The organism is Streptomyces griseomycini (assembly GCF_014203535.1).
GTDB lineage: Bacteria > Actinomycetota > Actinomycetes > Streptomycetales > Streptomycetaceae > Streptomyces > Streptomyces griseomycini.
Window position 1 is genome coordinate 335912 of record NZ_JACHJI010000009.1, and the last position, 18009, is coordinate 353920.

Here is an 18009-nt window from a genome sequence, read left to right on the forward strand (position 1 = left end):
GGCCATGGCGTCGGACACGGCGGCGGGGGCGTCGAAGACGGCCCCTGCCGCTCCCAGGTCGCGCAAGAGCGTCACCGGCACCCGCACCACCGTGGCGGCGCTGTTCCTGCTGCCCGCGCTCGTCCTGCTCGGTGCGCTCGTGGTCTACCCGATCGGGTACTCCGTCATCCGCAGTTTCTACGACCAGTCCGGCGACGGCTTCGCCGGACTCGACAACTACCGCGCCCTGTTCACCGACGACGGCATCCGCACCGCGCTGAAGAACAACGTCGTCTGGGTGGTGTTCGCGCCGACGGTCGCGACCGCGCTCGGTCTGGTCTTCGCGGTGCTCACCGAACGGGTGCGCTGGGGCACGGCGTTCAAGCTGGTCGTCTTCATGCCGATGGCGATCTCGATGCTGGCGGCGGGCATCATCTTCCGGCTGGTGTACGACCAGGACCCGGACAAGGGCGTGGCGAACGCGGTGTGGGTGGGGGTGCACGACACCTTCGCCCAGTCCTCGGCGTTCCCGAAGGCGCACCCGGGCCGCGAGTCGCCGCTGGAGCCGGCCGGCGGGGGCGCCTTCGTCACCAAGGGGACGGTGAGCGCCGGTGACACGGTCACGCTGCCGCTGGTCGGTGTCGCCCCGGACGTGATGCCGGACGACGCGAAGCCGGCGGCGCCGCCCGAGCCGGAGGCGGACCGCATCACCGGCACCACCTGGCAGGACTTCACCCGCGGCAAGGGCGTCGGCACGCTGAACGGCGTCGACGCGTCCGAGCTGGGCTACGCCGGGATGAGGATCGAGGCCGTCAAGGACGGCGAGGTGGTGGAGACGGCCACGGCGGGAGCCGACGGCACGTTCTCCTTCTCGGCGAAGGCCGACGGCGCCCAACTGCGGCTGCCCGGGAGCAACTTCAAGGAGCCGTACAACGGCCTGGACTGGCTGGGCCCGTCGCTGGTCACGCCCGCCGTCATCGGCTCGTACGTCTGGATGTGGGCGGGCTTCGCGATGGTGCTGATCGCGGCCGGGCTCGCGGGCATGCCCCGGGAACTGCTGGAGGCCGCCCGGGTGGACGGCGCGAACGAGTGGCAGGTGTTCCGGCGGATCACGGTGCCCCTGCTGGCACCGGTCCTCGCGGTCGTCACGGTCACCCTGATGATCAACGTGCTGAAGGTGTTCGACCTGGTCTTCATCATCGCCCCGGGCTCCTCCCAGGACGACGCGAACGTCCTCGCGCTGGAGCTGTACCGCAAGGGCTTCGCGGCCGACCAGCCGGGCATCGCCAGCGCCATCGCGGTGTTCCTGCTGCTCCTGGTCATCCCGGTGATGTGGTTCAACGTCCGTCGGCTGAGGCGGGAGGTCAGGCGATGAGCACGGACGCCGGCAGCGTCACCGGGGCGGCCCCGCCGCCCGCCCCCGCCGCCGAGGACGGGCGGTCGCTGGGCTCCAGGATCGTCGAGTGGGTCAACGGCGGCCTGGTGCGCGTGTTCCTGGTCGTCGTGGGCCTGTTCTGGCTGGTGCCGACGATCGGCCTGTTCCTGGCCAGTCTGCGCGCTCCTCAGGACATGGCCGCCGACGGCTGGTGGAAGGTGTTCACCGAGCCCTCGCAGCTCACCTTCGGCGCCTACGAGACGCTCCTGGAGAACGACGACATCACGGGCTCCCTGCTGAACACGGCGTACATCACCGTCCCGTCGACCGTCCTGGTGGTGGTGATCGGCTCGCTGGCCGGTTACGCCTTCGCCTGGATGGAGTTCCCCGGCCGGGACTGGTGGTTCCTCGCCGTGGTGGGGCTGCTGGTGGTGCCGGTGCAGGTGGCGCTGATCCCGATCGCCGAACTCTTCGGCGGCATCGGCATCTTCGGCTCCCTGACCGGTGTGGTCCTCTTCCACGTCGGCTTCGGCCTGCCGTTCGCGGTGTTCCTGCTGCGGAACTTCTTCGCGGAGATCCCCAGGGAACTGCTGGAGGCGGCCCGGCTGGACGGCGCCGGTGAACTGCGGCTCTTCGTGCGGGTCGTGATGCCGCTCGCCGGGCCGGCGATCGCCGCGCTCGGCATCTTCCAGTTCCTGTGGGTGTGGAACGACCTGCTGGTCGCGCTGATCTTCTCGGACGCCGAGAGCCAGCCGATCACGGTCGCCCTGCAGACGCAGGTACGGCAGTTCGGCAACAACATCGACGTGCTGGCGCCGGGCGCGTTCATCTCGATGGTGATCCCGCTGGTCGTCTTCTTCGCGTTCCAGCGGCAGTTCGTCTCCGGCGTGATGGCGGGCGCGGTGAAGTAGCCCGCACCGGCGAGGCGCCGGGAAGGGGCGGACCGGCACGGGTCCGCCCCTTCGTGTGACCGGGTTCCCCCGGATGCCGCAGGCGGCGTAACCAAGTCGGCCCAGCGGACGTTGCCGGGCCGATGCGCCCGCACCGACCGATGGATGCCCCCTTGCCCAGGTTCAGTGTCATTGTCCCCGCGTACCAGGTTCAGGCGTACCTGCACGAGTGCCTGGAATCGGTGCTGTCCCAGTCGTACGACGATCTCGAGCTGATCGCCGTCGACGACGGCTCGCCGGACGCGTGCGGCGCGGTGATCGACGAGTTCGCCGCCCGCGACCCGCGCGTGCGGGCCGTGCACCTGCCGGAGAACACGGGCCTCGGCCGGGCCCGCAACACCGGGATGGAGCGGGCGACGGGCGACTACCTGGTGTTCCTGGACGGCGACGACACCCTCACCCCCGACGCGCTGCTCGCGATCGCCGACCGGCTGAAGGAGACCGGCGACCCGGACGTCCTGGTCTACGACTACGCGCGCACGTACTGGTCGGGCGAGGCCGTGCGCAACCGTGCCGCCGCCGAGCTCACCGAGCGGGGCCCGGCGCCGTTCCGGCTGGCGGACCGGCCGGGGCTGCTGAACCTGCTGATGGTGGCCTGGAACAAGGCGTACCGGCGGGAGTTCGTGGAGCACGCGGGCTTCTCCTTCCCGCCCGGCTACTACGAGGACACCCCGTGGACGTACCCGGTCCTGATGGCGGCGGAGTCGGTCGCGACCCTGGACCGGGTGTGCGTGCACTACCGGCAGCGGCGGGACGGCGGCATCCTGCGCACCACCAGCGAGCGGCACTTCGACGTCTTCGACCAGTACGACCGGGTGTTCGCGTACCTCGACGAGCACCCCGGGCTGGCGCACTGGCGGCCGGTGCTGTTCCGCCGCATGGTCGACCACCTCGTGACGGTGTACGCGCGGCGGGACCGGCTGCCGCGCGGGACGCGCGCCGCCTTCCTGCGCCGGGCCCGTGCCCACTACCGGCGCCACCGTGCTCCCGGCGCGTCCGTCCCCGCGCGCGCCCGGGTCCACCACACGCTGGTCCGGTTCGGCCTGCACCGCACCTACCGGGTCCTCCGGCTGGCGTCGGCCCTGCACCGCCGGGCGGCCGGGGCGGCCGGGGGGCTCCTGCGCGCCCTGCGCTCCGCCGCCCTGCTCCTGCACTACCGCGTCCAGCGGCTGCTCCCGCTGCGCGCCGACCGCGCCGTCTTCACCGCCCGCGCGGACGGCGGCCACGGCGGCGGCCCGGGCGCCCTGGAGGCCGCGTTCCGCGCCGTGGCCCCGCACATCCGCACCGCCTGGGTGACGCGTCCCGAGCACCCCGGGCACCCCCACGCCGTCCCGCCGGGCCCCCGCACGGCCGCCTACTGGACCGCGCTCGCCCGCTCGACGTACCTGGTGAGCGACACCGGCTTCGACCCCCGCCTGGTCAAGCGCAAGGGCCAGGTCCTCGTCCGGACGCAGCCCGGCACCCCTCTCGGGCACACGGGCCTGGACCTCCTGGGGCGTCCCGCGGCGGCCCGGGACACCGACTTCGCACGGCTCCTGGAGGACGTCGACCGGTGGGACTACGTGGTCTCCGCCAACCTCCACTCCACCCTGACCTGGGAGCGGGCGTACCCCGGCCGCTACACCACCCTGGAGTACGGCCAGCCGCGCACCGACCCGCTCCACACGGCGACCGCGGCCGACGTGGCCGGCGCGCGGGAGGCGCTCGGCATCCCCGAGGGCGCGGTGGCGATCCTGTACGCGCCGGTCCACCGCGACCACCACCGCGCCCAGCGCACCCGGCGCCCCCTGCTCGACCTGGAGCGCGTCGTGCGCCGCCTGGGCCCGCGGTTCGTCGTCCTGGCCCGCACCCGGCACCCGCTCGGCGCACCGCTCGCGAACGCCTCGGGCCGGGTCGTGGACGTCACCGGGCACCCGAGCGTGGCGTCCCTGTGCCTGGCCTCGGACGTCCTGGTCACCGACTGCTCCCCGCTGGTGTTCGACTACGCGGGCCTGGACCGGCCGATCGTCCTGTGCGCCGACGCCCGGGAGGCGTACGAGGCGGCGCGCGGCGCCTACGTCGACCTGCGGGCGTTCCCGCCGGGCGCGGTGGTGGACGGCGAGGACGAGCTGATCGACGTCTTCGCCACCGGCCACTGGCGCGGCGCCCACTCCGCCCGGCGGCGCGCGGCGTTCCGCGCCCGTTTCTGCCCGTACGACGACGGCCGCGTCGCCGAGCGGGTCGTCCGCCGGGTCGTGTTCGGGGAGACCTGCCTCCCCCCGGTCGTGCCCCTGCACGAGCGCCGTCCGGCGCCGTCGGCCGCCGCCGCGTTCGAGGGACCGCCGCCGCTCGCGACCGTGCCGCAGCAGTCCGGCGGCCCGTCGGCCGTCACCGACCGCGTCTGACCGCCGTTCCCCCTCGGGAGTGCCCATGTCCCCCGGCTCGTCGCGGCCCACTCCGACCCGACCGCCCGCCCGGCGGCCGACGGGGCGGCCCGGACGGCGCCCCGCCCGCTGAGGCGGCGGGCGCCACGAGAACCCACGTCCAAGACACGGAAAGAGCAGCATGCCCCGCTTCAGCATCATCGTCCCGTCCCACGGGGTCGCAGGCCGGCTGGCCCAGGCGCTGGACTCGGTGCTCGCCCAGTCCTTCGGGGACTTCGAACTGGTCCCCGTCTGCGACGCCCCCGGGTGCCCCGCGTCCGACGTCGCCGCCCGGTACGCCGAGCGGGACTCCCGGGTGGCCCCGGTGCACGCGCCCCCGGCGGCCGGGCTGGCCGGGGCGCGCAACGCCGGGATGCGCAGGGCGACCGGGGCGTACCTGCTGTTCCTCGACGGCGACGACACCCTCGTACCGGGCGCGCTGGCGGCCCTGGACGCGCGCCTGGCGCAGACCGGCCCGGTGGACGTGCTGCACTTCGAGCACGAGCGCACGCCCTGGTGGGAGGGCGAGCCGGGCAACCCGGCCGCCCCCCTGCTGGCGAAGACGCCGGACGGCGCGTTCGCCCCCGGCCGCGCCCCGCACCTCACCGGCGTGCAGTTCCCGGCGTGGAGCGCGGCCTGGCGCCGCGCCTTCGTCACCGAGCACCGGCTGGCCTTCCCCGACGGCCACTTCACGGACGTCGGCTGGGGCGGCCTGGCGATGCTGAGCGCCGAGCGGGTGGCGGTGCTGCGCGCGGTCGTCGTGCGGCACCTGCTGCGCCGGCAGGGCAGCCGGCTGCACCTGCCCGGCGCGCACCACGCCGAACTGCTGGACCAGACCGAGCTGGTGCTCGCCCGCGCCGCCGAACTCCGGCTGCCCGCCGAGCGGACGGGGCCGCTCTTCGAGCAGCTCTTCGCCGCCGTGCTGAGGACGGCGGCCCGTCCCCGGCGGCTCCCGGAGGGGCGCCGCGCGTTCTTCCGCCGGGCGAGCCTGCTGTACCGCCGTCACCGTCCCGCCGGGCACCGGTTCCCGGGCGGCAGCCTCGGCGTGCAGCACCGGCTGCTGGCGGCCGGCTCCTACGCGGCGTTCACCGCCCTGCGCGGCGCCCGTCGCGCGGTGACCCGGACGGTGGCGGCGGTGCCGCGGCCCCGGGGCCTGCGCACCCGGCTGCTGTACCGGATGCACCTGCGCCGCCCGCTGGACCCGAACCTCGCCGTGTACTGCGCGTACTGGGGCCGCGGCTACGCCTGCAACCCGGCCGCGATCCACGCCAAGGCCCGTGAACTCGCCCCGCACGTCCGGTCGGTGTTCCTGGTGGAGGCGGACCGGGCGCACACCGTGCCGGAGGGCGTCGAGCACGCCGTCATCGGCAGCCGGCGCTCCTGGGAGGTCCTGGCCCGCGCGAAGTACCTGATCAACAACGCCAACTTCGCGGAGGGCGTGGTCAAGCGGCCCGGCAGCGTCCACCTCCAGACCCAGCACGGCACCCCGCTGAAGACCATGGGCGTCGACCAGTCGACGTACCCGGTGGTGGCCGCCGCGACCGGCAGCTTCACCAAGCTGCTGGGCCGGGTGGACCGCTGGGACCACAACCTCTCCTCCAACCCCCACTCCACCCGGGTGTGGGAGCGCGCCTTCCCCGGCTCCTACGAGCAGCTGGAGTACGGCTATCCGCGCAACGACGTGTACTGCACGGCCGGCGCCGAGGACGTGGCCCGCGTCCGCGCGGAGCTCGGCGTCCCCGAGGGCAAGGTCGCCGTCCTGTACGCCCCCACCCACCGCGACCACCGCACCGGTTTCGAGTCCGGCCTGGACCTGGAGGCGTTCTGCGAGGCGGCCGGCGAGGACGTCGTCGTCCTGCTGCGCGCCCACTACTTCTACGACCGGGGCGGGCGCGCGGGCGGCGGCCGGGCCGGCCGGGTCGTCGACGTCTCCGCGCACCCCTCCTCGGAGGACGTGTGCCTGGCCGCCGACGCGCTGGTCACCGACTACTCGTCGATCATGTTCGACTACGCCAACCTGGACCGCCCGATCGTCGTGTACGCCGACGACTGGGACGTCTACCGGGAGACCCGGGGCGTCTGCTTCGACCTGCTGGCCGAGCCGCCGGGACCGGTGGCCCGCACGCCCGAGGAGCTGGCCCTCGTCTTCCGGGACGGCTCCTGGGCGGGCGCGGAGTCGGCCGCGCTGCGGGCGAGGTTCCGGGAGCGGTTCTGCGCGTTCGACGACGGGCGGGCCGCCGAACGGGTGGTGCGCCGGGTGCTGCTCGGCGAGCCGCCCGAGGCGCTGCCGCCCGTGATCCCGCTCGCGGAGCGCGTCCCCGCCCCCGCGGCCGCCACCCTGGTGAGGAGCTGACGAGCAGTGCCCCGCTTCAGCATCATCGTCCCCGTCCACAAGGTGCAGGGGTACCTGGAGGAGTGCCTCGACTCGGTGCTCGGGCAGTCGTACCGCGACCTCGAGGTGATCGCCGTCGACGACCGCTCGCCCGACGGCTGCCCGGAGATCCTCGACGCGTACGCGGCCCGCGACGAACGCGTCCGGGTGCTGCACCTGGCCGAGAACGTGGGCCTGGGCCGCGCCCGCAACGCCGGGATGCCGCACGCGCGGGGCGACTACCTGTTCTTCCTCGACAGCGACGACACCCTCACCCCGGGCGCGCTGCGCGCGCTGGCCGACCGCCTCGACGAGACGGGCGACCCGGACGTGCTGGTCTTCGACTACGCCCGCACCTACTGGTGGGGCGGCACCCGCCGCAACGTCCTGGCGCACCTGCTGGCCACCGAGGACGTCTTCACGGCCGCCGAGCGGCCGGAGATCCTCGACCTGCTGATGGTGGTGTGGAACAAGGTCTACCGCCGCGGCTTCGTCGAGCGGGAGGGCTTCTCCTTCCCGCCCGGCTACTACGAGGACACGCCCTGGACCTTCCCGGTGCTGCTCAGCGCGGAGCGCATCGCGGCCCTGGACCGGATCTGCCTGTACTACCGGCAGCGCCGCCGGGGCAGCATCCTGTCCACCACCAGCCGCAGGCACTTCGACATCCACGAGCAGTACGCGCGGGTGTTCCGGTTCGTCGACGCCCGCCCGGCGCTGGCGCACTGGCGGCCCTTCCTGCACGCCAAGATGGGCGAGCACTGCCTCGACGTCCTGTCCAAGCCGGACCGCCTGCCCCCGTCCGACAGGGCCGAGTTCTTCCGCCGCACGGCCGAGATGTTCCGGCTCCACCGGCCCGAGGGCGCCCGGATCCCGGCCGAGCTGCGGGTGCTGGAGGGGAGCTACGCCGGTTACGTCCTGCGCCGGCAGGCCGGGCGGGCCGGCCGGGAGCTGGGGCGGCGAGCCCGGCAGGTGGGCACCGCGACGGCGGCACGGGCCGCCCGGATCCGGTCCGCGCCGGCCCTGCACCGCCCGCTGGACCCCTGCCTCGCCGTGTACTCGGCGTCCTCCCACCGGGGCGTGCTCGGCGACCCGGCGGCCGTGTACCGCGCGGCGCGCGAACTCGCCCCGCACATCCGGGGCGTGTGGGTGGTGGCCGACGAGGAGCAGGCGGCCGGGCTGGAGCCGGACACCGAGTACGTGCTCCTGGACTCCGCCGCCTACCGCAGGGTGACCGAGCGCGCCACCTACTTCGTCAACGACGTCAACTGGCCCGGCGCGCTGGTCAAACGCCCGGGGAGCGTGCACGTCCACACCCACCAGGGCACCCCGCTGCTGTACGCGGGCGCCGACCTGCTCGACAAGCCCGGAGCCCGGCTCGGCCTCGACGTCCCGCAGATGCTGCGCCGGGCGGACCGCTGGGACCACAGCCTGGTCGCCAACCGGCACTCCGAACTGGTGTGGGAGCGGGCCTTCCCCTGCCACTTCACCTCCCTGCGCAGCGGCAGCCCGCGCAACGACGTCCTGGTCGGCGCCGGCCCTGAGCAGGGGCGGGCGGCCCGCGCACGGCTCGGCCTCCCGGAGGGGGACACGGTGGTGCTGTACGCGCCGGCCCGCCGCGACTACCGCAGGGGCGGGCTGGTGGAGCGGATCGACCCGGCCCGGTTCGCCGCGGACCTGGGCCCCGGCCACACCCTCGTCGTACGGCTGGACCCGTCCCTGGCCGACGGGCCGGCGCGCGGGCTGGGCCTCACGGAGCTGCACCGGCGGGGCGTGCTGGTCGACGCCACGGACGAGCCGTGCGTGCAGGACGTGATGCTCGCCTCCGACGTGCTGGTCACCGACTACGCGTCGCTCCTGTTCGACTACGCCAACCTGGACCGGCCGATCGTGGTCCACGCCGACGACCTGGGCGCCGTCGCGGCGAGCCGGGGGGTCTACTTCGACATCACGGCCGAGGCGCCCGGGCACGTCTCGCGCTCCTACCGGGAGCTGGCGTGGCTGTTCGCCTCCGGGACGTGGCGGGACGAGGAGGCGGCCCGGCTGCGGGCCGCCTTCCGGGAGCGGTTCTGCGAGTTCGACGACGGCCGGGCCGCCGAGCGGGTGGTGCGCACGCTGATGCTGGGCGAGCCGGTGCCGGAGGCCGCCCCGGCCGCGGGACCGGCCGCCCGGGTGCCGTCCCAGGCGACCGGCCGCGACGCGCTGCCCGCGTCCTCGTGAGGCCGCGCACCCGGGTGCTGCTCCTGGCCGCGCTCTTCGCGGTGCTGCAACTGGCGAACGTCACCGGCCGGGACACCCCCGACACCAAGAACTACCTGTCGTACGCCCTGAGCCTGGGCGGCGAGGGCAAGCGGGAGGCGGCGGCCGCCACCGTCGAGTACGTCTGCGCGGGCCGGGCGTCGATCGCGCACCGCGCGCAGAACGTGGACGTGGTGCGCTTCCACGCCCCGGACCCCGCCCCGCGCGTGCTGCGGGAGTGCCGGGACCGGGAGCTGGGGCAGGTCCGAGCCCGGTTGGCGGCCGGGCAGACCGGCGGGCACACCGTGCCGTTCATGCCGGAGCGCTTCATGCGGATCTTCGAGGTGCGGCCCGGCTATCCGGCGTTCCTGGTGCCGTTCGTGACGCTGTTCGGCGTGACCTGGGGCGTGTGGGCGGCGAGCGTGGTGGTCGCGTGCGCGGGCGGGGTGCTCGCCTTCCTGGTGCTGCGCACCCTGTCGGTGCCCGTGCCGCTCGCGCTCGCCGGGCAGGCGCTGTTCTACGTCCTGCCGTGCGGGACGACCGCGATGCGCCCGATGACCGAGGGGCTGCTGCTGGCCCTCACCCTGGCCGCGCTGTGGGGCTGCGCGCTGGCGCTGACGGGGCGGCGGCCCCGGGCGGGCGGCGCGCTCGCGGCCGCCGCGCTGCTCGCGCTGTTCACGGTCAAGCACTCGCAGGCGCTGTTCCTCGGGCTGGGCCTGGCGGGCGCGGGCGCCGCGGTCGCCGTACGGCGCCGGCGGCGGGGCCTGCCGCCGGGGCGCGCGGCGGTGGCGCTCACCGGGGTGGGGTGCGCGGGCGTGCTCGGCACGGTGCTGCTGGCCCGGCTGCTGCACTACCCGTCGGTGGCGGAGAGCGTGCAGGACCTGCTCACCGGTCACTTCGCCCGGCCCGACCGGGAGCGTCCGTGGGCGGAGTTCTTCCAGCTCCAGGGGAACTTCTGGACGGAGTGGCTGCGGCGGCAGTTGTGGGAGCCGGTGTTCCTGGCGGGGACGGCGGCCGGCCTCTGGGGGGCGTGGCGGCGGCCGGTGTTCGGGGCCTTCCTGGTCGCCGCGGCCGGCACCGGGTTCCTCAACCAGGCCGGGCACCCGGACATCAACATCTGGGGCGACCGGCTGATCGTGCTGGCCTGGCTGCTGCCGGTGCTGGGCGTGCCCCAGCTGCTGGAGCGGGTGGTCCGGGAGCGGGCGGCGGTGCCGGCGCAGGGGGCCCCGGTGGAGCCGGTGCGCTGACGGACCCGGCCGTTCGGCCTCACCCGATGCGGTGACGCGAGGTCATGCCGCGGATCCCGGCGGGAACATACGGCAAATGCCTCAGACGCTCCTCTCCCCCGCTCCCCGATGAGCGCCGGAGTCCTCGTCCGGCGGGCCGTGCTCGGTGCCACCGCGCTGCGCGGCGGCGGCGCCTGGCACCCCACTCCGTACCAGCTCGTCGGCTTCCTCTTCTGGCTCGTGATGTCGCTGGCGTACTGGCGGGTGCCGCTGTGCTGCGACGCCGGGCAGCACGCGGCGGTCGTCGAACGCCTCCGGGCCGATCTGCTGCGCCCCCGGCATCCGATGGCGGACCTGCCGGGCGCGGGCAGCCCCTACTACTCGCCGTTCGCCCTGGCCCAGGGCGCGTTCGCCCGGCTGACCGGGCTGGGCGGCTGGGAGGTGGTCCGGCTCACCGGGCCGCTGAACCTGCTGGTGCTGCTGACCGGGATCGGCCGCTTCGTCCGCGTGCTGACCCCGCGTCCCTGGGCGCCGGTGCTCGCGCTCGCCGCGATGACGCTGCTGTGGGGCACGGAGCGGGCCTGGTGGAGCGGCTACCTGGGCCTGATGTCGATGACGGGCAACCTGCCGTACCCGTCGGCGTTCGCGATCGGGCTCACCTTCTGGGCCTGGGCGCTGACGGGGGCGCGGGCCCGGGACGCGGCGGCCGTGCGGTACGTCGGTCCGGGCGGACTGCGCCCGCCGTCCGGGTACGCGGCGCTGGGCGCGCTGTACGGGCTGGTCCTGCTCGTGCACCCGATCACCGCGGTGGCGGCGGCGCTGGGGGCGGTGGCGCTGGTCGCCGGGTGGCAGCGGGGGTGGCGGCGGGCGGTCGTGGGGCGGTGGGCGCTGACGGGTGCGGTGGCGGCGGCGGGTGCCGCGTCCTGGCCGTACTTCGACGTGTTCGCGCTGGCCGGGGACGACAGCGTCGACGCGATGCACCGGCGGCTGTACCTGGACCTCGGCGGGCAGTTCTGGCTGGCGCTGCTCGGGCTCCCGGCGCTGTGGCTGCGGGCGCGGCGCGCCTCGTGGCGCGACCCGCTGGTGCTGCTGTTCGCGCTGGACTGCCTGGTGGTGGCGTACGGCTGGGTGAGCGGCCACTACACCTACGGCAGGATCCTCGGGCTGGCGCTGGTGCCGCCGCAGTTCGCGCTCGCGGTGGAGCTGGCGGCGGCCCGGCCGTGGCCGGTGTGGCGGCGCGTGCTGGGCGGGGCCGCGGCGGCGGGGGCCTGCGCCGGGTTCCTGACCGTGCAGGCCGGGGCGGTGGTGCCGCGCGCGCTGGACCCGGTCGGCTTCGAGCAGCCGCCCGACTGGCCGACGTACGAGTGGGCTGCGCGGCACATCGGCCCGGGCGAGGTCGTGATCACCGACGGCTACCACGCCGTCCACGCGATCGCCGGGTACGGCCCGAACCTCGCCGCGCCCGCCTGGCCGGACGCGGCGCTGGACGAACGGGAGCGGCTGCGGCGGCTGGCCGACGTGCGCGCGTACCTCGACCCCGGCTCGACCCGCGCCGAGCGCGCCGCGGTCGTCCGCCGGTACCACGCGCGCTGGCTGCTGCTGACGCCCCGGCAGCGGGTGCCCGAGGAGGCGGTGGTGGTGACGTGGAGCCGGCGGACGGGGGAGGTGCTGGCGCGGGTCGGGGGGTGACCCCCGGGAGGCGGGGCGTGCCTCGGCGGCCGGGGCCGTCCGGGGTCACTCGATGACGAGGTCGACCGGGATGTTGCCGCGGGTGGCGTGGGAGTAGGGGCAGACCTGGTGGGCCTGCTCGACCAGCTCGCGGCCGGTCGCCTCGTCCAGGCCGTCGGGCAGCTCGACGCGCAGCGTCACCGCGAGCGCAAAGCCCTCGCCCTGCTTGCCGATGCCCACCTCGGCGGTCACCGCGGCGTCGCTGACGTCGACCTTCGCCGCCCGGCCGACCAGACCGAGGGCGCTGCCGAAGCAGGCCGCGTAACCGGCGGCGAACAGCTGCTCCGGGTTGGTGCCCCGGCCGTCGCCGCCCAGCTCCACGGGGGCGCTCAGGCCGACGTCCAGCTTGCCGTCGGAGGTGACGGCGCGGCCCTCGCGGCCGTGGGTGGCGGTGGCGACGGCGGTGTAGAGCGCGTCCATGGGAGGACCTTCCCTCTCGATCGGTGGTGGGGCGGGGCGGCCGGGTCCGTGGTGGCTCCGGCCGCCGCACGACCACAAGTAGAGCACACAACTCAATTGCGCACAACTGAATTGCACCCAAGAGCTACCCTGGGGGCATGACACCGACTCCGCCCCCGCCGCCCGCGGCCCCGGACGCGCAGGCCCCCGCCGCACCGGCCCCCGCCGACGACTGGCTCCGCCTCGACCAGCAGATCTGCTTCTCCCTGAACGCCGCGTCCCGCGCCTTCAACGGCGTCTACCGGGTGCTCCTCAAGGACCTCGGGCTCACCTATCCGCAGTACCTGGTGATGCTGGTGCTGTGGGAGCACGGCGCCCTGCCCGTGAAACAGCTCGGCGCCCACCTGCGGCTCGACTCCGGCACGCTGTCCCCGCTGCTCAAGCGGCTGGAGGCGGCCGGCCTGGTGCGCCGGGAGCGCAGTGCGCGCGACGAGCGCTCGGTGGAGGTGCGGCCGACCGAGGAGGGCGCCGCGCTGCGCGCGCGGGCCCTCGAGGTGCCGCGGCGGATCGCCGCCGCGACCGGCTTCGAGATCGACGAGATCCACGCCCTGCGGACCCGCCTCGACCGGCTCACCGCGGCTCTGGACGCGGCGGCGGGGAGCGCGTAACCCTCCACCTTCACGGACGTGTACGGACCGTCCCCGAACGGGCAAAAGGCTAACGACCGGCCCATAACGCCCCAAGGACGCCATGCACCCCCACCACCCCCGGGTCTCCGTCGTGGTCATCGGCCACGACGACGCCGCCCACGTGACCGACGCCGTGCGCTCGGCCCTCGGGCAGGGACCGGCCGTGCGCGAGGTCGTCGCCGTCGACGACTGCTCGACGGACGGCAGCGCCGACCTGCTGGACCGGCTGGCCGCCGGCGAACCGCGCCTGCGGGTGATCCGGCTCCCCGCCAACAGCGGCGGCTGCGGCACCCCGCGCAACACCGGGCTCGCCGCGGTGACCTCGCCGTACGTGATGTTCCTGGACAGCGACGACGTGCTCCCGCCCGGCGCGGTGGACGCCCTGCTCACCGCGGCGACGGAGGCGGACGCGGAAGTCACGGGCGGCCTGTGCGTACGGCGGGAGCTGCCGTCGGGGCGCGAGGTGCCGTGGGAGCCGGTCCTGTACGCCGCGCCCGCCGTGCTCGCACGCCCGGAGCACCGCCCGCGCCTGGTCCACGACACCCTCTGCGTCAACAAGCTCTACTCCACGGCCTTCCTGCGCGAACACGGCATCCGCTTCCCCGACGGCCGCTTCCCCTACGAGGACCTCGTCTTCACCGCGCGCGTGTGGGCCGCCGCCCCGCGCGTCGCCCTGGTCCCGGACCGGGTGTACGTCTGGCACGTCCGCCGGTCCGCCCGACGGCTGTCGATCTCGCTGGACCGCGCGGGCATCGACAACTGGCGGGCCCGCACGCACGCGTGCCGCACGGCCCACGCGATCCTGCTGGACGCCGGGCAGAAACGGCTGGCGCGCGGGGCGCGGGCCAAGTTCCTCGACCACGAGCTGCGCATGTACGTGCGCGAGCTGCCGCTGCGCGACGAGGAGCACCGGCGCCAGTGGTGGGCGCACACCCGGGCCTTCCTCTCGGACTACGACGCGGACGACTGGGCGCGCGACCCGGTCGCCCCGGGCCGGCTGATCGGGCGGGTGGTGCTGAGCTCCCCGGAGCCGTGCGACCTGCCCCGCCTGCGGGACCTGGCGGCCCGCCCGGCCCGGCTGTGCCCGCCCTACGCCCGCGGGGAGGACGGCACGCCCTGCTGGTCGGCCGACCTGCCCGGGGTCACCCTGGCCCCCCTGCTGACCCGTCCGGTGCCGCTGCTGCCGCTCGCCGTGGACGCGGAACTGCGCCCCCGCGCGTACGGCGGCTTCCGGCTGCGGCTGCGCCTGCACGAGCTGTACGGCCGGGTGGCGCAGGCGGGACCGGAGGCGGTGGAGGTGGAGTGGCGGCACCGCGAGCCGGACGGTGCCGCCGTCCGCCGCACGGTCCCCCTGCGGGCGTCCGACGGGGACACCTGGTCCGCGGAGACGGCCGTCCCCTCGGACCCGCTGGCCGCGATCGGCGCGGGCACCTGGGACCTGCGGCTGCGCGTGCGCTTCCGGGACGGGTCGGACCGCCTCGTCACCGCGCACGCGCTCGCCGGCCCCGGGCTGCTGCGCCGCCGCGCGGTGCCGAGCCCCCGGCACGGCGTGGTGCTGGTGGGGCCGTACGCCACGCACTCGGGCGCGCTGGCACTGCGGGTGGCGACCGGCGTACGCGGTGTCACCTCGGTACTGCACGGAAGGCTCCGGCGCCTGCTTCACTGAGAGCCGGTACGCAAGGGGCCAACGACGAGAGGACGGCCATCCATGACCTGGTTGATCACCGGCGGCGCCGGCTACATCGGGGCGCACGTCGTACGGGCGCTGACCGGGGCGGGGGAGCGGGCGGTGGTGTACGACGACCTGTCCACCGGTCTCGCCGACCGCGTACCGGACGGGGTGCCGCTGGTGACCGGCTCGACGCTGGACGGCGAGCGGGTGGCCCGCGTCCTCGCGGAGCACGCGGTCACCGGCGTCGTCCACCTGGCGGCGAAGAAGCAGGTGGCCGAGTCGGTGGAACGGCCCCTGCACTACTACCGGGAGAACGTCGAGGGGCTGCGCGTCCTGCTGGACGCGGTGACGGCGGCCGGGGTGCCGTCCTTCGTGTTCTCGTCCTCGGCGTCGGTGTACGGCGTGCCGGGCGCCGCGCGGGACGACGACCTGGTGACCGAGGAGACGCCCTGCGCCCCCGTGTCGCCGTACGGCGAGACCAAGCTGGCCGGCGAGTGGCTGGTCCGCGCGACCGGGAGGGCGACCGGGCTGTCCACGGCCTGCCTGCGCTACTTCAACGTGGCCGGCGCGGCGAGCCCGGACCTCGCCGACGTGGGGGTGTCCAACCTGATCCCCATGGTCTTCGAGAAGCTGACGGAAGGGGTCTCCCCGCGCGTCTTCGGCGACGACTACCCGACCCCGGACGGCACCTGCGTCCGCGACTACATCCACGTCGTCGACCTGGCCGAGGCCCACGTGGCGGCGGCCCGCGCGCTGCGCTCCTCCCCCGGCCGGGACCTCACCCTCAACATCGGGCGCGGTGAGGGCGTCTCGGTCCGCGAGATGATCGACCGCGTCAACGCGCTCACCGGTCACGACCGCCCGCCCGTGGTCGCCGCCCGGCGCCCCGGCGACCCGCCGCGCGTCGTCGCCTCCGCCGACCGCGCGGCCGCCGAACTCGGCTGGAAGGCCCGCCACGGCATCGACGACATGATCACCTCGGCCTGGGCCGGCTGGACCCGCCTGCACCCGGCGGCCGCACACGGCTAGCCTGCGCGGACGACCTCCCCCTCCGCCTCCCCCACCCGTGCGGAACGCGCCGTGGGCGCCGGCCGGGAGCCGGGCGAGGCGACCGACGACCCCCGGAGGGCGGTCCCGGTCGCCGCGTCGCTGCTCGCGTGCGGCGGCCTCGAACCCCCCGACGTCTTCCGCCGGTTCCAGCGGTGGGCCGCCGCCGGGCCGAAGGACGTCGGCCTCCAGACGGAGGCCGTGCTGAGCAGCGGCGACCCGTGGGACACGGCCGCCGCGCTGCACTTCCAGGTCAGCCGACGGGCGGCGGGGAACGGGGCGATGGGGGCACCTCCCTGCTCGAGCGAAACCGAGAGCTCGGGGGAGCGGGCCGCGCCCTCCGCCGTGTACTTCGCGCGCCTGGGCGGGGACGCCACCGTGGACGCCGCCCGCCGGCTGGCCGCGCCCGCCCACGGCGACCGCGCGGCCCGGGAGGGCGCGGCCGTCCTCCACGAACTGGTGCGCGTGGCGCTGGCGGGGGACGACCCGCTCGCCGCCGTGGCCGACGCCCTGCGCGCGGTCCGCTCCGACCACCGCGACCGCTACGCCGCCGCCCTCGCCCCCGACCGGCACCCGGACCTGGCCACGGAGTTCAACGGCGCCGTCCGGCCCTGCCCCGCCTCCGCCGTCCGGGCCCTGCGCACCACGACCGGCTACGAGGACGCGGTGCGCGCCGCGATCGACCTCGGCGGCGGCACGGACACGGTGGCGGCCGTGAGCGGAGGACCGGCGGGCGCGGTCCACGGCACCGGCGCCGTCCCCACGCGCTGGACCGAGGCACTGCGCGTGCCCCTCCCGGGCTTCGGGGGGCGGGTGCCGCGCGCGGCGGACCCGGCCGACATGGCGGATCGGCTGGAGACCGGGCCGGGCCGGGGACGCCGGCCTGAGCGGCCGGCCGCTCCCTCACCGGGCTCCGCTCACCGGGTTCCTCTCACCGGAGCCCTCTCACAGCGCCTTCAGGGCCTCCGTCGTGGCTCTGGCCAGTGCGGCCAGGTAGCCCTTCGGCAGCTTCGGGGTGCGGATCACCACCGAGCGCCAGTACAGCGGGCCCGAGATCAGGTCCAGGGCCAGGGCGTGGTCGGCGCCGGGGCGCAGCTCGCCGCGTTCCTCCGCCGCCGTGACGATGGACCGGGCGACCGAGTCCTGGCCCTCCCGCAGCGCCTTCTGCAGCGCCTCGGCGATGTCGGGGTTGCGAGCGGCCTCCGCCTGGAGGTCGGGGAGGACCTGCGAGGCGACGGGGTGGCGCAGGGCGCGGGAGGTGACCTCGTACAGCAGCCGCAGGTCGCCCTCGAGGGAGCCGGTGTCCGGCGCGGGCAGACCCTGCACGGCGAGCGCGGAGACCAGGTCGAGGACCAGGTGCAGCTTGGAGCGCCAGCGGCGGTACACCGCGGTCTTGCCGACGCCCGCGCGGCGCGCGATCCCCTCGATCGACATCCGCGCGTAGCCGACGGCCGCGAGCTCCTCGAAGACGGCCGCCCGGATGGCCTCCGTCACGTCCTCCCGCAGCACGGCGGCCCCGGCGGGGGCCCTGCGCCGCGGACGCGGCCGGGGCTCGTCGGCGTTCGTCGTCATGCGGACCAGCATAGGGCGAAACGACGGAACGGTTGCGTTCCGACGTGGATTCGCCTTACGCTCCCGTTGCGACGATACGGTGCCGTCCCGTCGTAGGAGAACGCCCGGAGGCGTACGGGGAAACCACGGGCGAGCACCGGCGCCCCCGTCACCCCCTCCCCCTAGCGAAAGCAGCGGATGTGAGTCAGGCCCTCCACACACCGCCCCGCGCACCGGTTCCCCCGGACGCCGGGGGCGACCTCGCGGCCCTCGCCGCCCGTCACGGCCTCTCGGTCAGCGGTGCCCGGCCGTCCCTCGTCGAGTACGTCCGTCAGCTCTGGGGGCGGCGGCAGTTCATCCTGGCCTTCTCCCGGGCGAAGCTGAC

Annotated in this window: 12 protein-coding genes and 2 pseudogenes; 12 read left to right on the top strand and 2 right to left on the bottom strand. The window is 75.4% G+C overall.

Annotation, left to right across the window (positions count from 1 at the left end):
* Nucleotides 1-4 precede the first annotated feature (4 nt).
* The 7 genes from FHS37_RS25995 (at nt 5) to FHS37_RS26025 (ending at nt 12227) form a co-directional block, all read left to right on the top strand.
* Nucleotides 5-1354, top strand: coding sequence for a carbohydrate ABC transporter permease (locus FHS37_RS25995; protein WP_184825435.1), 1350 nt, complete (start codon nt 5-7; stop codon nt 1352-1354).
* Nucleotides 1351-2265: a carbohydrate ABC transporter permease gene (locus tag FHS37_RS26000; protein WP_184825437.1), complete on the top strand. Its 915-nt coding sequence runs from the start codon at nt 1351-1353 to the stop codon at nt 2263-2265. The genes FHS37_RS25995 and FHS37_RS26000 overlap by 4 nt, the downstream gene beginning before the upstream one ends.
* Before the next feature lie 152 nt (nt 2266-2417).
* Nucleotides 2418-4688: a bifunctional glycosyltransferase/CDP-glycerol:glycerophosphate glycerophosphotransferase gene (locus tag FHS37_RS26005; protein ID WP_184825439.1), complete on the top strand. Its 2271-nt coding sequence runs from the start codon at nt 2418-2420 to the stop codon at nt 4686-4688.
* A gap of 160 nt (nt 4689-4848) precedes the next feature.
* Nucleotides 4849-7059 carry a bifunctional glycosyltransferase/CDP-glycerol:glycerophosphate glycerophosphotransferase gene (locus tag FHS37_RS26010; protein WP_184825441.1) on the top strand — a complete coding sequence of 737 codons (2211 nt, stop codon included), beginning with the start codon at nt 4849-4851 and terminating at the stop codon, nt 7057-7059.
* 6 nt (nt 7060-7065) lie between these two features.
* Nucleotides 7066-9294 carry a bifunctional glycosyltransferase/CDP-glycerol:glycerophosphate glycerophosphotransferase gene (locus tag FHS37_RS26015; protein ID WP_184825443.1) on the top strand — a complete coding sequence of 743 codons (2229 nt, stop codon included), beginning with the start codon at nt 7066-7068 and terminating at the stop codon, nt 9292-9294.
* On the top strand, nt 9291-10559 hold the full coding sequence (locus tag FHS37_RS26020) for a hypothetical protein (protein ID WP_184825445.1): 1269 nt from the start codon (nt 9291-9293) through the stop codon (nt 10557-10559). The genes FHS37_RS26015 and FHS37_RS26020 overlap by 4 nt, the downstream gene beginning before the upstream one ends.
* A gap of 108 nt (nt 10560-10667) precedes the next feature.
* The gene (locus FHS37_RS26025; protein WP_184825447.1) at nt 10668-12227 is read left to right on the top strand and encodes a hypothetical protein; all 1560 of its coding nucleotides are present in this window, start codon (nt 10668-10670) and stop codon (nt 12225-12227) included.
* Nucleotides 12228-12272: 45 nt separating this feature from the next.
* Here the strand turns inward: FHS37_RS26025 and FHS37_RS26030 are convergent, their stop codons facing one another.
* Nucleotides 12273-12686 (bottom strand): organic hydroperoxide resistance protein, encoded by a 414-nt coding sequence (locus tag FHS37_RS26030; protein WP_184825449.1) that lies wholly within the window; start codon nt 12684-12686, stop codon nt 12273-12275.
* A 137-nt stretch (nt 12687-12823) separates the two neighbouring features.
* On the opposite strand from FHS37_RS26030, the gene FHS37_RS26035 reads away from it, so the two are divergent.
* From FHS37_RS26035 to FHS37_RS26050, 4 genes and pseudogenes are all read left to right on the top strand, one after another.
* Nucleotides 12824-13333, top strand: coding sequence for a MarR family winged helix-turn-helix transcriptional regulator (locus FHS37_RS26035; RefSeq protein ID WP_184825451.1), 510 nt, complete (start codon nt 12824-12826; stop codon nt 13331-13333).
* Between the two features lie 82 nt (nt 13334-13415).
* Nucleotides 13416-15020, top strand: coding sequence for a glycosyltransferase family 2 protein (locus FHS37_RS26040; RefSeq protein WP_184825453.1), 1605 nt, complete (start codon nt 13416-13418; stop codon nt 15018-15020).
* Between the two features lie 42 nt (nt 15021-15062).
* On the top strand, nt 15063-16055 hold the full coding sequence (galE, locus tag FHS37_RS26045; RefSeq protein WP_184825455.1) for a UDP-glucose 4-epimerase GalE: 993 nt from the start codon (nt 15063-15065) through the stop codon (nt 16053-16055).
* A gap of 39 nt (nt 16056-16094) precedes the next feature.
* Nucleotides 16095-16931, top strand: a pseudogene (locus FHS37_RS26050) (ADP-ribosylglycohydrolase family protein); the annotation flags it as partial.
* An 87-nt stretch (nt 16932-17018) separates the two neighbouring features.
* Here the strand turns inward: FHS37_RS26050 and FHS37_RS26055 are convergent.
* Complete coding sequence (locus FHS37_RS26055) at nt 17019-17645, bottom strand: TetR/AcrR family transcriptional regulator (RefSeq protein ID WP_184825457.1); 627 nt, start codon at nt 17643-17645, stop codon at nt 17019-17021.
* 179 nt (nt 17646-17824) lie between these two features.
* Between FHS37_RS26055 and FHS37_RS26060 the strand changes: the two are divergent.
* A pseudogene (locus FHS37_RS26060) lies at nt 17825-18009 on the top strand (ABC transporter permease); the annotation flags it as partial.

What these genes read in the sequence shown, in the direction of transcription:
- FHS37_RS25995 (WP_184825435.1), top strand. Translation starts at nt 5, where the DNA reads ATGGCGTCGGACACGGCGGCGGGGGCGTCGAAGACGGCCCCTGCCGCT.
- FHS37_RS26000 (WP_184825437.1), top strand. Translation starts at nt 1,351, where the DNA reads ATGAGCACGGACGCCGGCAGCGTCACCGGGGCGGCCCCGCCGCCCGCC.
- FHS37_RS26010 (WP_184825441.1), top strand. Translation starts at nt 4,849, where the DNA reads ATGCCCCGCTTCAGCATCATCGTCCCGTCCCACGGGGTCGCAGGCCGG.
- FHS37_RS26025 (WP_184825447.1), top strand. Translation starts at nt 10,668, where the DNA reads ATGAGCGCCGGAGTCCTCGTCCGGCGGGCCGTGCTCGGTGCCACCGCG.
- FHS37_RS26030 (WP_184825449.1), bottom strand. Translation starts at nt 12,686, where the DNA reads ATGGACGCGCTCTACACCGCCGTCGCCACCGCCACCCACGGCCGCGAG.
- FHS37_RS26035 (WP_184825451.1), top strand. Translation starts at nt 12,824, where the DNA reads ATGACACCGACTCCGCCCCCGCCGCCCGCGGCCCCGGACGCGCAGGCC.
- FHS37_RS26040 (WP_184825453.1), top strand. Translation starts at nt 13,416, where the DNA reads ATGCACCCCCACCACCCCCGGGTCTCCGTCGTGGTCATCGGCCACGAC.
- galE (WP_184825455.1), top strand. Translation starts at nt 15,063, where the DNA reads ATGACCTGGTTGATCACCGGCGGCGCCGGCTACATCGGGGCGCACGTC.
- FHS37_RS26055 (WP_184825457.1), bottom strand. Translation starts at nt 17,645, where the DNA reads ATGACGACGAACGCCGACGAGCCCCGGCCGCGTCCGCGGCGCAGGGCC.